At 66.7% G+C, this 12505-nt stretch carries 13 protein-coding genes and 1 tRNA gene; 11 read left to right on the top strand and 3 right to left on the bottom strand.

What is annotated here, in order from left to right; all coding sequences use genetic code 11:
* Position 1: 1 nt before the first annotated feature.
* On the bottom strand, positions 2-1084 hold the full coding sequence (locus IAG41_RS21665; protein ID WP_187730782.1) for a DUF2332 domain-containing protein: 1083 nt from the start codon (positions 1082-1084) through the stop codon (positions 2-4).
* Positions 1085-1146: 62 nt separating this feature from the next.
* On the opposite strand from IAG41_RS21665, the gene hisG reads away from it, so the two are divergent.
* The 6 genes from hisG (at position 1147) to IAG41_RS21635 (ending at position 8874) form a co-directional block, all read left to right on the top strand.
* A complete protein-coding gene (gene hisG, locus IAG41_RS21660; RefSeq protein ID WP_187730781.1) occupies positions 1147-1797 on the top strand; it encodes an ATP phosphoribosyltransferase in 651 nt (216 codons plus the stop codon).
* Complete coding sequence (hisD, locus tag IAG41_RS21655; protein WP_187730780.1) at positions 1794-3098, top strand: histidinol dehydrogenase; 1305 nt, start codon at positions 1794-1796, stop codon at positions 3096-3098. The genes hisG and hisD overlap by 4 nt, the downstream gene beginning before the upstream one ends.
* Positions 3091-3552: a transcription antitermination factor NusB gene (nusB, locus tag IAG41_RS21650; RefSeq protein WP_187730779.1), complete on the top strand. Its 462-nt coding sequence runs from the start codon at positions 3091-3093 to the stop codon at positions 3550-3552. Before hisD ends, nusB begins: the two co-directional genes overlap by 8 nt.
* Positions 3549-4448 (top strand): thiamine-phosphate kinase, encoded by a 900-nt coding sequence (gene thiL / locus IAG41_RS21645; RefSeq protein ID WP_187730880.1) that lies wholly within the window; start codon positions 3549-3551, stop codon positions 4446-4448. The genes nusB and thiL overlap by 4 nt, the downstream gene beginning before the upstream one ends.
* A 120-nt stretch (positions 4449-4568) precedes the next feature.
* Positions 4569-6749 (top strand): sodium-translocating pyrophosphatase, encoded by a 2181-nt coding sequence (locus tag IAG41_RS21640; protein ID WP_187730778.1) that lies wholly within the window; start codon positions 4569-4571, stop codon positions 6747-6749.
* Between the two features lie 154 nt (positions 6750-6903).
* Positions 6904-8874, top strand: coding sequence for an alpha/beta hydrolase family protein (locus IAG41_RS21635; protein WP_187730777.1), 1971 nt, complete (start codon positions 6904-6906; stop codon positions 8872-8874).
* Between the two features lie 10 nt (positions 8875-8884).
* On the opposite strand, the gene IAG41_RS21630 is transcribed toward IAG41_RS21635, so the two are convergent.
* Both IAG41_RS21630 and IAG41_RS21625 read right to left on the bottom strand, forming a co-directional pair.
* The gene (locus IAG41_RS21630) at positions 8885-9751 is read right to left on the bottom strand and encodes a TonB-dependent receptor (protein WP_187730879.1); all 867 of its coding nucleotides are present in this window, start codon (positions 9749-9751) and stop codon (positions 8885-8887) included.
* Positions 9748-9954 carry a molybdopterin-binding protein gene (locus IAG41_RS21625; RefSeq protein WP_187730776.1) on the bottom strand — a complete coding sequence of 69 codons (207 nt, stop codon included), beginning with the start codon at positions 9952-9954 and terminating at the stop codon, positions 9748-9750. The genes IAG41_RS21630 and IAG41_RS21625 overlap by 4 nt, the downstream gene beginning before the upstream one ends.
* Before the next feature lie 221 nt (positions 9955-10175).
* Between IAG41_RS21625 and infA the strand changes: the two genes are divergently transcribed.
* The 5 genes from infA (at position 10176) to IAG41_RS21600 (ending at position 12261) form a co-directional block, all read left to right on the top strand.
* On the top strand, positions 10176-10394 hold the full coding sequence (gene infA / locus IAG41_RS21620) for a translation initiation factor IF-1 (protein ID WP_010162480.1): 219 nt from the start codon (positions 10176-10178) through the stop codon (positions 10392-10394).
* Between the two features lie 60 nt (positions 10395-10454).
* Positions 10455-11024 (top strand): Maf family protein, encoded by a 570-nt coding sequence (locus tag IAG41_RS21615; protein WP_187730775.1) that lies wholly within the window; start codon positions 10455-10457, stop codon positions 11022-11024.
* Positions 11017-11982 carry a ribonuclease gene (locus IAG41_RS21610; protein ID WP_187730774.1) on the top strand — a complete coding sequence of 322 codons (966 nt, stop codon included), beginning with the start codon at positions 11017-11019 and terminating at the stop codon, positions 11980-11982. Before IAG41_RS21615 ends, IAG41_RS21610 begins: the two co-directional genes overlap by 8 nt.
* Positions 11972-12154 carry a DNA gyrase inhibitor YacG gene (locus tag IAG41_RS21605; protein WP_187730773.1) on the top strand — a complete coding sequence of 61 codons (183 nt, stop codon included), beginning with the start codon at positions 11972-11974 and terminating at the stop codon, positions 12152-12154. The genes IAG41_RS21610 and IAG41_RS21605 overlap by 11 nt, the downstream gene beginning before the upstream one ends.
* A 31-nt stretch (positions 12155-12185) precedes the next feature.
* Positions 12186-12261 (top strand) — tRNA-Phe (locus IAG41_RS21600).
* Positions 12262-12505 lie beyond the last annotated feature (244 nt).

Below are 12505 nucleotides of genomic sequence, written 5' to 3'. Positions count from 1 at the left end.
CTCAATAGGCCCGCATCACATAGGGCCGGGTCTCGTAGGGCGGTTCGAGCGCTTCGACCCAGGCGCCGTGGGCGTGGGTGAGCGCGACCAGTTGCATCGGCGTGTCGCCCGGCCAGCCGCGCACGCGGACTTCGTGGCGGTGGAGATCGCGGTTGGGCTCCATCATCACCCAGCCGAGCGGGCGCTCCGCCGTGGCCAGCGTGCCGGCCGCCTGCATCGCATCGGCGATCCGGTGCTGGGTGGCGTTGGGCAGATATTGCCAGACGACCGAATGCATCAACACGCGCATGACGCCCTCCGCCTGCGGCTCGGCGAGGCGTGCCTCGACCCAGTCGGCGGCGTCCCCCTGGACCAGATCTACGCCCTCGGCGCGAACCATCGCGATGGTCTTTTCGAGCCGCGCCTGGCGCTCGACATTCTCGACCCAGCAATAGGCCTGGAGCCGCTCGGCGTCGCGGGAGCCCGACAGATCGAGCGGCTGGATGTCCATGCCACGCGAGGAGATGATCTCCACCGGCACGTCGGGCGGCGGCGGGCCGCGCCATTCGGGCTTGATCTCGACCGGCGAAGCGGTCGGCCCCATGCGCACGCCGCCCAGATCGAAGCGGTAGCGGCCGATCAGCAGGTTGAGGCCCGCGCTCGAGCCGATCTCGAGTATCTCGACCCTGGGGCCGTAACGCTGGGCGAGGTGGAGGATGCCGGTCATCAGGCCCGCCGAGCGGCCGGCCTCGTTGGTCTGAGGCGGACCATCCAGCCAGGGTAATAGTTCGGCATCGTGCGCGACGAACACGTCCTGAAGGATCGCGCCGACGGCGTCCGGATCGGTGACCCCGCCGGTGAAGATTGGGGCAAGCTCGGGCACGCCGCGTCGGTGCAGCGCGTGCAGTCCGCCGATCAGGCGCAGCACCAGCGCATCGGCCACCGGCTCGCCCGGCCAATCGAGCACGCGGCGGCCGGTCTCGCTGTCGCGCGTCATGGATTTGCCCAGCACGGTGGAGACGCGCGCGGTGATCGGCGCCTGCATCGCCGAACAATAGCCGGCCTGGATATCGAAGCTCTCACGGTTCGCCTGCTCGTCCGCCATCGCCACCTCCTGCGCGGCGTCTGTTGCGCCCGGGGGCACCCCCAAGTAAAGCCCCGCCACTCATGCATGAACCGCTGATCCTTGCCGTGCCGAAAGGCCGGATCCTCGACGAGGCGCTGCCGCTGCTGGCGGGCGTCGGGATCGTGCCCGAGCCGGCCTTTTCGGACGACTCGTCGCGGGCGCTGCGCTTCAAGACCAACAGCCCGAGGATCGACCTGATCCGGGTGCGCGCGTTCGACGTCGCCACCTTCGTCGCGCATGGCGCCGCGCAGCTCGGCATCGTCGGGTCCGACGTACTCGCCGAGTTCGCCTATTCGGAGCTGTATGCACCGGTCGATCTCGGCATCGGGCATTGTCGGATTTCCGTCGCCGAGCCCGCCGACATGGCCGAGAAGGACGATCCGCGCGGCTGGAGCCATGTGCGGATCGCGACCAAATATCCGCACATCACCCGCGCCCATTTCGAGGCGCGTGGGGTCCAGGCGGAATGCGTCAAATTGAACGGCGCGATGGAGCTGGCGCCGGTATTGGGGCTGGCCCCGCGGATCGTTGACCTCGTCTCCTCGGGCAAGACGCTCAAGGAGAATGGCCTGGTCGAGGTCGAGGTGATCGCGCAGGTCACCTCGCGGTTGATCGTTAATCGTGCGGCGTTCAAGACGCGGGCGAGCGAAGTCGTGCCGCTGGTCGATGCGTTCCGGAAGCTGGTCGCATGATCCGGCTCGACGCCTCTGCGCCCGGCTTCGGCGACGCCTTCACCACGCTGGTCAATGCGCGGCGCGAGGCGGACGACGATGTCGCGCGCAACGTGACGCACATCATCCAGCGTGTGCGCGACGAAGGCGATGCGGCGCTGAAGGATCTGACCCGGCTGTTCGACAAGCACGACCTCGACCAGACCGGCTGGAAGATCGACCGCGCCGACTGCGTGGCGGCCTGGGAAGGGCTGAGTCCGGAGCTGCGCGGCGCGCTGGAGCTCGCGGCCGAGCGGATCGCGACCTATCACGCCAAGCAGCGACCGGCCGATACCGACGAGATCGACGCGCAGGGCATCCGCCTGGGCGCGCGCTGGAAGCCGGTGGATTCAGCGGGCGTCTATGTGCCGGGCGGCCGCGCCGCCTATCCCAGCTCGGTGCTGATGAACGCCCTGCCCGCGCGCGCCGCGGGCGTGGGCCGGCTGGTGATGGTGACGCCGACGCCCAATGGCGAGGTGAACTCGCTGGTGCTCGCCGCCGCGCACCTCGCCGGGGTGGACGAGATCTGGCGCGTCGGCGGAGCGCAGGCGGTGGCGGCGCTTGCCTATGGCACCGATCGGATCGCTCCAGTCGATGTCGTCACCGGCCCCGGCAATGCCTGGGTGGCCGAAGCCAAGCGCCAGCTCTACGGCGTCGTCGGCATCGACATGGTCGCCGGCCCGTCCGAGATCGTCGTGGTGGCGGACGCGGAGAACGATCCCGAATGGATTGCCGCCGACTTGCTCAGCCAGGCCGAGCACGACCCGACCAGCCAGTCGATCCTGTTCACCGATGATGCAGCGTTCGCCGATGCGGTGGCCGAGACCGTCGACCGGCAGATCGCGGAGCTTGCCACCGCTGAGACCGCGCGGGCGAGCTGGGATGCGAACGGCGCGATCATCCTCGTGGCCGACCTGAACGATGCGGTGCCTCTGGTGGACCGCCTCGCCCCCGAGCATCTCGAGCTTGCCTGCGATCGCGCCGAGGCGCTGTTCGAGCAGGTGCGCCATGCCGGCTCGGTGTTCATCGGCAGGTACACCCCCGAGGCGGTCGGCGATTATGTCGCCGGGCCCAACCATGTCCTTCCCACCGGCCGCCGGGCGCGCTTCGCCTCGGGCCTGTCGGTGCTCGATTTCATGAAGCGCACCAGCTTCCTGTCGCTCGACCAAGCTGGCCTTGCCGCGATCGGCCCCGCCGCCGTCGCGCTGGCCGAGGCGGAAGGGCTCCCCGCACACGCAAAGTCGGTCGCGATCCGGCTTAACCAGAAGAAGAACCATGCCTAGCCCCAAAGCCCGTTCCCGTTCCAAGGCCCGCGCCGCCGCGCGGCTCGCCGCCGTCCAGGCGCTGTACCAGCAGGAGATGGAGGGCACGAAGATTGTCGCTTTGCTCCACGAATTCCACCAGCACCGGCTGGGCGCGACGATCGAGGAAGTCGAATATGCCGACGCCGATGTCGCGTTCTTCGACGATATCGTGAAGGGCGTGGACGCGCGCCGCGAAGAGATCGACCGGCTGATCGCCGACAAGCTCACCGCCGACTGGGCGCTGGACCGGCTCGACAAGCCGATGCGCCAGATTTTGCGCGCGGGCACCTATGAGCTGCTCGCACGGCCCGACGTGCCGGTAGGCGCGGTAATCAGCGAATATCTCGACGTGACGGATGCGTTCTACGACCGCCGCGAGAAGGGCTTCGTCAACGGCATCCTCGACGCCGTCGCCAAGGAGGCGCGAAGCTGAACGAAGCCGAGTTCATCGCCGCGTTGCGCACTTTGCCGCTCGATCCGGGCGCCAGAGAGCTGCTCGACGATGCGGCGGTACTGGGCGAGCTGGTGCTGACGCACGATATGCTCGCCGAGGGCGTGCATTATCTTGCCAGCGATCCGCCGCAGGATGTGGCGTGGAAGCTGGTGGCGGTGAATCTGTCCGATCTGGCCGCCAAGGGCGCGAAACCGCGCGGCGTGCTGCTCGGCTATCCGCTGGCGGGCGATGGAGCCTGGGACGCGGCGTTTCTCGAAGGACTGGGCGAGGCGCTGGCGGCGTTCGGCTGCCCGTTGCTGGGGGGCGACACGGTTGCGCTTGCGCCAGGCGCGCCGCGCATCCTGTCGTTGACGGCGCTCGGCACCAGCGCTTCGGCGCCGGCGCGATCCGGCGCGAAGCCGGGCGACGCCTTGTGGGTGACGGGCACGATAGGCGATGGCGGCGCGGGCCTGAAGATCGCGCTGGGCGCCGAGGGTCCCCCCGAGCTTCTCGCGCACTATCGCCGCCCCGCACCGCGCCTGGGCGAAGGACAGGTGCTCGGCCCGCAGGCGCATGCGATGATGGACGTGTCAGACGGCCTGCTGATCGACGCGCGACGGATGGCCGAAGCCAGCGGGCTGGCGGTGACGATCGATCTCGCCGATGTGCCGCTATCGGCCGGCTATATCGCCTTTGCCGGGAATGATCGCGACGCGCGGCTGGCTGCGGTAATAGCGGGCGACGACTATGAACTACTCTTCGCCGCGGCCCCGGATTTCGACCCGCCCGTCCCCGCCACGCGGATCGGGAGCTTCGCCGCCGGCGCGGGCCTGAGCCTCACCGACAAGGAAAACCCTGTTCCCCTGCCCGAACGCCTCGGTTTCGAGCACGGCTGAGGCGTTCCCGGCGCGGCTTGCGCTCGCCTCGCATTCCTATACCTTCCGCCCGCGCAACAGACCGGTGGCAAGGCCGGCATCGCGGAACCTCAGAAAGTTCAAGGGGAAGGACTTCACCAGATGACGATAGTTTATCTCGCCATCGTCTGCGGCCTGATTGCCGTGGCCTATGGCTTCGTGACCAGCCAGCAGGTGCTCAAGGCGCCCGCCGGCAACGAGAAGATGCAGGATATCGCCGCCGCCATCCAGGAGGGCGCCAAGGCCTATCTGGGCCGGCAATACCGCACGATCGCCATTGTCGGCGTGATCGTCGCGGTGCTGATCTGGGTCTTTCTCGACCAGATGGGAGCGCCGCTCTCGCTCGTGTCCTTCCTCATCGGCTCGGTCCTTTCGGGCGCGGCAGGCTTTGTCGGCATGAACATCTCGGTACGCGCCAATGTGCGGACCGCGGAAGCCGCGCGGACCAGCCTGCAGGGCGGACTCACCCTCGCCTTCCGCTCGGGCGCGATCACCGGCATGCTGGTGGCCGGCCTGGGCCTGCTCTCGATCTCGGTGCTGTTCTGGTACCTGGTCGCGCAGGCGGGCTATGCCCCCAACGCCCGGCCCGTGATCGCGGCGCTGACCGCGCTCGCCTTCGGCGCCTCCTTGATCTCGATCTTCGCGCGTCTCGGCGGCGGCATCTTCACCAAGGCCGCCGACGTCGGCGCCGACCTGGTCGGCAAGGTCGAGGCAGGAATCCCCGAGGACGATCCCCGCAACCCGGCCGTGATCGCCGATAACGTAGGCGACAATGTCGGCGACTGCGCCGGCATGGCGGCCGATCTGTTCGAGACCTATGTCGTGACGCTCGGCCTCACCATGGTTTCGATCGCGCTGCTGATGAAGGATGTCGGCACCGAGATGCTGACCAAGCTGATGACCTTGCCGCTGCTCGTCGGCGGCGTGTGCATCATCACCTCGATCATCGGCACCTATATGGTCCGGCTGGGCAAGAGCCAGTCGATCATGGGCGCGCTCTACAAGGGCTTCTGGACCACCGTGATCCTGTCGATCCCGGCAATCTATTTCGCGACCCAATATGTGCTGGGCGACATGCATGCGACGATCGGCGGCATGGCCGATCCGAGCACGCTGACCGAAGGCTTCAGCGCCGAAGCGGTCGCCGGCCTGATCGCCAGCCCGCAATTCACCGGCATGAGCCTGTTCCTCTGCATGATGATCGGCCTCGCGGTGACCGGCCTGCTGGTGTGGATCACCGAATATTACACCGGCACCAATTATCGCCCGGTCAAGTCGATCGCCAAGGCTTCGGTGACCGGCCACGGCACCAACGTGATCCAGGGTCTGGCGATCAGCCTGGAATCGACCGCGCTGCCGACCCTGGTGATCGTGGTGGCGGTGATCGCGACCTATCAGATCGCGGGCATATTGGGCGTGGCCTTTGCCGCGACCTCGCTGCTGGCGCTGGCGGGCATGGTCGTTGCGCTCGACGCCTATGGTCCGGTGACCGACAATGCCGGCGGCATCGCCGAGATGGCGGGCCTGCCCGACGATGTGCGCCACCGCACCGACGCGCTCGACGCGGTGGGCAACACTACCAAGGCGGTGACCAAGGGCTATGCGATCGGCTCGGCGGCGCTCGCCGCTTTGGTGCTGTTCGGGGCGTACACGACCGACCTGAAGGAGTTCTTCCCGAACGTCGTCGTCGATTTCTCGCTCAGCAATCCGTACGTGATTGTCGGGCTGCTGCTCGGCGCGCTGCTGCCCTATCTGTTCGGCGCGTTCGGCATGACCGCGGTCGGTCGGGCGGCGGGCTCGGTAGTCGAGGACGTCCGCAACCAGTTCAAGAACAATCCGGGGATCATGGAGGGCACCAGCCGCCCCGATTATGCCCGCACCGTCGACATCGTCACCAAGGCGGCGATCAAGGAGATGATCGTTCCCTCGCTGCTGCCGGTGCTGAGCCCGATCGCGGTGTATTTCATCATCACCGCGGTGGCCGGCCAGCATGAGGGCTTCGCGGCGCTAGGCGCGATGCTGCTCGGCGTGATCGTCTCCGGCCTGTTCGTCGCCATCTCGATGACCTCGGGCGGCGGCGCATGGGACAATGCCAAGAAATATATCGAGGACGGCAATTTCGGCGGCAAGGGATCGGAAGCCCATAAGGCCGCGGTCACCGGCGACACGGTCGGCGATCCCTACAAGGACACTGCCGGCCCGGCGGTGAACCCGATGATCAAGATCACCAACATCGTGGCGCTGCTGCTGCTCGCGGCGCTGGCGGCGCACGGCGCGGGGTGATCATCGCTTCGGACTAGAGAACTGGCCCCGTCCGGAGCGATCCGGGCGGGGCTTTTCTTTATTTGTGCAGATAGATGCGGTGCATCTTGCTCATTGGCCGAACTTGGCCCTAGCCTCATCAAAACGACGTGGCGGCCAAAGGGGGTTCATGGCCATGCGCTCATCATCCATTCTTGCGGCAGGCGCGGCGCTGTCGATTCTTCTGGCGGCACCAGCGGCCACCCGGCCGCCCAGCCCCGGCTCGGACGCCGCCACGGTGCCAGCGGCGACCTTCGCGGACCAGCCGGTGTTCGAGAATCTTTCGCTTTCACCGGACGGCACCCGCATCGCTGCGGTGGAGAATAATGGTGGCCGCTCAAGACTGGTCGTCTTCCTGGCGACCGGCGCTGACCGCAAGCCGCATTATTATGAGGTCGGCGGCCGCAGCATCACCTCGATCGAATGGGCGGGCTCGAACCACGTCCTGATCGAGCTCACCCTGACGCTGAACCTGTTCGGCGTGGTCCTGCCAACCTCGCGCCTGACCGCGATCGATCTGGAGACGCACCAGCACCACGATCTTGACGCGGACAATCAGAGCTTCTTCGCTGGAAGCGTGCTGTACGCCGATCCCAAAGGGGAATGGCTGCTGATAGCGGCGCAGAAGACGATAAGCGGCACGCCATGGGTGCGGCGGATCGACCTGAAGACCTATGAGACGACCATCGTCGAGAAATCCCGGCCGAACATCTGGAGCTGGTTCGCCGACGGCAACGGCGTGGTGCGCGCCGGGATCGCCTATGACGATGACCGCTGGACGATCTGGTACCGCAACCAGCCGGGTGCGCCGCTTGCCAAGGTCAAGTCGCCGACCGTCAAGGGCCTGGCGGGCACGATAGACGGCATGTACTTCTTTCCCGGCGAGGATTCCGGCGCGATCGTCACCAACGCCAAGTCCGATCGCTTCGCCGCCTATCGCTTCGATTTCCGGACCGGGGAGATCGGCGACGTGATCTTCCAGCACCCCCAGGTCGACGTGACCAGCATCGTACCGAACCCGATCACGCGCGGCGTAGGCGGCGTTTCCTATGAGGACGATCGGGTACATGTCGCCTGGTCCGATCCGGCGATGCAGGCGACCCAGGCGCGCCTGGACAAGGCGTTCCCGGGCGCCGACAACATGGTCGTCGACCGCAGCATGGATGGCAATCGCCTGCTCATCTGGTCGGGCGGTGCCTCCGATCCGGGAACCTATTATCTGTTCGACCTGGCCGCGCGCAGGCTCGAGCCGCTTGTCCAGCCTTTCGAGAAACTGGCGAAAGTGAAGCTCGCGCCCGTCCAGCCGATACGCTTCGCGGCGCGCGACGGTCTTTCGATCCCGGGATATCTGACCCTGCCGCCCGGCCGCCTGGACCGCGGCCTGCCCCTGATCGTCATGCCGCATGGCGGACCCTTCGTCCGCGACAGCTGGCGCTATGATCCGTTCGTCCAGTTTCTGGCCAGTCGCGGCTATGCCGTGCTCCAGCCGAATTTCCGCGGTTCCACCGGCTATGGCAAATATTTCGTCGAGCAGGGCTATGGCCAATGGGGCCGCAAGATGCAGGACGATGTCGACGACGGCGTCGACTGGCTGGTGACGAAGGGGACGGTCGATCCCAAGCGCGTCTGCATCATGGGCGCCTCCTATGGCGGCTATGCCGCACTGTGGGGAGCGATCCGCAACCCGGAGAAATATCGCTGCGCGGTCAGCCTGTCCGGCGTGACCGACCTTCCGGGCATGCTCAAATATGATCGCCGTGCTTTCAACGCGCCGCGCTATTTCAAGCAATGGGAAAGCCGCGTGCGCGGGGAAAAGGACACCGACCTCGAGGCATTGTCGCCGCTGGCGCAGGCGAGGCGGATGACCGTCCCGGTGCTGATCGGCCATGGCGAGCTCGACGACAATGTCCCGCCCAGGCAGGCGCACAAGATGGTCGAGGCGCTCGCGGCGCGCAAAGGAACGCAGCCCGAGGTTGTGCCGATATTCTACAAGGACGAAAAACACGGCCTGAGAAAGGCCGCGAACCTGGCCGACTTCCTGACACGGCTGGAAACCTTCCTCGCCAAGTACAACCCGGCGAGCACCGCGGAGACCAAGGCGCCCTGACCGTCCTGCGTTACTGCCGCGCGCGGAACGTTACGCCGATGACCCGCGGATCGCTGGGTGTGGCGAGGATCAGCCCGGAATTGCCAGCCTGGATCGTGACGTTCTGGATATAGTTCTTGTCGAACAGGTTGCGGGCGAACACCGCCAGCTCCCAGCCCTGCGCGGCGCGGAAGCCGATGCTGGCGTTCACGTTCGTATAACCCTGAATCACCGTGTAGCGCGAACCCGTCGGATCGCCGAACTGCCTGGTCTTCGAGATGGAATCGGCATGGAGGAACAGGCTGCCGTCGAGCGGGGCGACCGGCACCGCATAGTCGCCGCCCAACGCGACCGACCATTTGGGCAAGCCGGGCAAGCCGACACCGCTCAAATTGCAGGCGGTGGTGGCGTTGCCGATCGCCTCGATCGGGCACGGGCCGGCGGGATAGCTGGCATATTTGCCATCGGCGTAGGCGACCGAGGCGCGCAGCGAGAAATCGCGGGTGATGAACGCGTTCGCGTCCGCCTCGAACCCCTTCACGGTTACGCGCGGGATATTGGCGAGATAGGTGCGCAGCGCCGCAGCGGCGCGCGTATCGGTGACGTTGGACTGGAAGTCGGTGACGCGGGTGTAGAAGGCGTCGATGTTGAAGATCAGGCGGCGATCGAACAGCCGCGTCTTCAGCCCGACCTCGTAATTGGTGTTCTGTTCGGGCCGCACCACTGCCGTGCCGAGCGCGGGCAGGTTCTGGTTGTCGAGCGGCAGGCCCGACATGTTGATCCCGCCCGACTTGGCGCCGCGCGCGAAGCTCGCATAGCCGAGCACGCTGTCGGTGAACTGATAGGCGATGTTGGCGCGGCCGGTGAGGCTGCCATTGTTGACCTTCGCGCATCCTATTTGCCGATCAGGACGTCGCTTGCCTTGATGAGCACGGTGACCTGATCCCCCTCGGCAAGTGCCAGATCGGTGATCGCCTCCTCAGTGATGCTCGCGGTGACGGTCATGCCGCCGCCGATATCGACCTTCACCATGCCGTTTACGGCGCCCGGCCGGATGGCGACGATCCGCCCCGGCAGCTGATTGCGCGCACTGATCTTCATCCGAAAGCTTCCGATTCCGGCACGAGAATAGCATGGCGGGTGAAGAACGCATCACCCGGCAAGCACCGGCAATGCAAACACCCATGGCGTTTCCGGCCGAAACACCCTACATCAGATCGAGGAATCCGCATGTCTTCGCGCGATTCACCCACCTTCCCTTTTGCGCCGCGCCGGAGTAAAGGCACCGCCACTTCGCGGGCGCTCACCAGAGAGGCATATTTTTGGCCAAAGAAGAACTGCTTGAAATGCGTGGACAGGTTGTGGAGCTTCTCCCCAACGCCATGTTCCGCGTGAAGCTCGAAAACGATCACGAGATCCTGGGCCACACCGCCGGCAAGATGCGCAAGAATCGCATCCGCGTGCTGGTGGGCGACGAAGTGCTCGTCGAACTCACGCCCTACGACCTGACCAAGGGCCGTATCACCTACCGCTTCAAGTGACCCGCGCCATGGGAGCGGGTCATCCCGGCGCAGGCCGGGATCCAGGCAAATAGGCTCCCCGTGCAGCTCGTCCTCGCTTCCACTTCCCCGCGCCGCCGCGATCTGCTGACTCGGATCGGCGCCGCGCCCGATCGCATCGCCGCGCCCGATATCGACGAGGCTGCCCGCCCCGGCGAGCTCCCCCGCCCCTATGTGCTGCGCATTGCCATCGACAAGGCGCGCGCGGCGGAGCGTGGCCCCGGCGAGATCGTCCTGGCGGGCGATACTACTATCGCGGTCGGCCGCCGCATCCTCGCCAAGCCGGAGGACGAGGCGGATCTGCGCCGCATGCTCGGCCTGCTTTCCGGCCGCCGCCATCACTGCTTGTCCGCGGTCTGCGTGATCGATACCGCGGGCAAGGCGCGTACGCGCGTCTCTGACACGATCGTCACCTTCAAGCGGCTGAGCGACGCCGAGATCGACTGGTACGTCGCCAGCGGCGAGGGCATGGGCAAGGCGGGCGGCTATGCCATCCAGGGCAAGGCCGAAGCGTTTGTGCGCTTCCTGTCGGGCAGCCATTCGGGCGTGGTCGGGTTGCCGGTGTTCGAGACGCGCGCGCTGCTCGAGGCGTCCGGGTACCAACTTGGCTGAATGGCTCTACGAGGCGGGGATCGGCGAGAACCGCGCCGCCCTGGTCTCGCGCGGTACTATCTGGAAGGCGCGGATCGAGCTGGAAGGCGGCGGTCCGCGCACCGGCGGCGTCTTCGACGCAAGGCTGGTCGACCGCAACACAGGCAAGGTGGCGCTGGCGGGCGGCGGCGAGGCCTTATGCGATCCCTTGCCCAAGGGGATCACCCAGGGCGGCACGCTGCGCGTGAAGATCGTCCGCGAGGCGATCCCCGAGCCGGGCCGCGCCAAGCTGCCCAAGGCGGTGCCGGCGCCCGCCGATGCCGCACCGGGCGACGGGCCCGACCTGCTCGGTCGCATCCACGCCACCGGACTGCCCGTCCGGATGCTGCGCGCGCATGAGCCAGACCTGCTCGAAGAGGCGGGCTGGAGCGAAGTGCTCGAAGAGGCTGTGACCGGCGAGATCGTCTTTCCCGGCGGCGCACTGCGGCTTTCGCCGACGCCGGCGATGACCCTGTTCGACGTAGATGGTCCGGCCCCGTTGGAGCCGCTCGCGGTGGCCGCCGCGCATGCCGTCGCGCGGGCGATCGAGCGCCACGGCATCGCCGGCTCGATCGGGATCGACTTCCCGACGCTTTCGGGCAAGGCGGCACGCAATGCCATCGCCGAGGCGATCGACGCGGCTTTGCCCCAGCCGTTCGAGCGGACCACCGTCAACGGCTTCGGTTTCCTCCAGATCGTACGGCGCCGCACCCGGCCCTCGCTGCCCGAATTGCTGCGCGCGGACCCGATCGGCGCGGAGACGCGGGCCGAGCTTCGGCGGATGGAACGGCTTCCCCCGCCGCCGCCCGATACCCATATGGTGAGCATGAGAATCGCCCGCCGTATGGCCCAGCAACCCGGCTGGAGCGAGGAACTGGCGCGGCGCACAGGCGGCACGACGCGATTCGTGTCCGCGAAGGAGCAGAATCTTGAAGCGTGACACCTGCCCGATCTGCGGCAAGCAACCCGAGACCGAGTTCAAGCCCTTTTGCAGCCGCGGCTGCAAGGATCGCGACCTGCTGCAATGGCTGGGCGAGGGCTATCGCGTGCCCGGAGAACCCGCCGATCCGGACGCACAAACCGGGCTGGACACAGGCGCGGGCCGCGACTAAGAGGCCCCCTCCCCGGCGATCGCCGGGTCATGCCCGGGTAGCTCAGTTGGTAGAGCATGCGACTGAAAATCGCAGTGTCGGCGGTTCGACTCCGTCCCCGGGCACCATCCACCCCTCCGCCAACATCCACAGACGTCCGATGTCGTTTCGCTCATAAGAGGTGAACTTCGTCCCCAAAAGCAGTCAACTCCGCACGTTCCCTAGTGATGGAGTTCGGTAGCCGTGGTTCGCGTAATCATCACTTATGAGAAATGACGGTCGCACCGGCCTGAGTCGGCCGGAAACCTTGAGTCCCCTGGGCCGATTTCACGCACATCGTCAAAAACGGGCGGCAAGCGGCTTATTTTGGCC

This window comes from Sphingomonas sp. JC676 (assembly GCF_014489075.1).
Taxonomy (GTDB): Bacteria; Pseudomonadota; Alphaproteobacteria; order Sphingomonadales; family Sphingomonadaceae; genus Sphingomonas.
The sequence above is the reverse complement of the archived record's forward strand: the minus strand, read 5'-3'. Positions and strand labels throughout refer to the sequence as shown.

What these genes read in the sequence shown, in the direction of transcription:
- nusB (WP_187730779.1), top strand. Translation starts at nt 3,091, where the DNA reads ATGCCTAGCCCCAAAGCCCGTTCCCGTTCCAAGGCCCGCGCCGCCGCG.
- hisG (WP_187730781.1), top strand. Translation starts at nt 1,147, where the DNA reads ATGCATGAACCGCTGATCCTTGCCGTGCCGAAAGGCCGGATCCTCGAC.
- IAG41_RS21665 (WP_187730782.1), bottom strand. Translation starts at nt 1,084, where the DNA reads ATGGCGGACGAGCAGGCGAACCGTGAGAGCTTCGATATCCAGGCCGGC.
- hisD (WP_187730780.1), top strand. Translation starts at nt 1,794, where the DNA reads ATGATCCGGCTCGACGCCTCTGCGCCCGGCTTCGGCGACGCCTTCACC.
- IAG41_RS21625 (WP_187730776.1), bottom strand. Translation starts at nt 9,954, where the DNA reads ATGAAGATCAGTGCGCGCAATCAGCTGCCGGGGCGGATCGTCGCCATC.
- IAG41_RS21640 (WP_187730778.1), top strand. Translation starts at nt 4,569, where the DNA reads ATGACGATAGTTTATCTCGCCATCGTCTGCGGCCTGATTGCCGTGGCC.
- IAG41_RS21635 (WP_187730777.1), top strand. Translation starts at nt 6,904, where the DNA reads ATGCGCTCATCATCCATTCTTGCGGCAGGCGCGGCGCTGTCGATTCTT.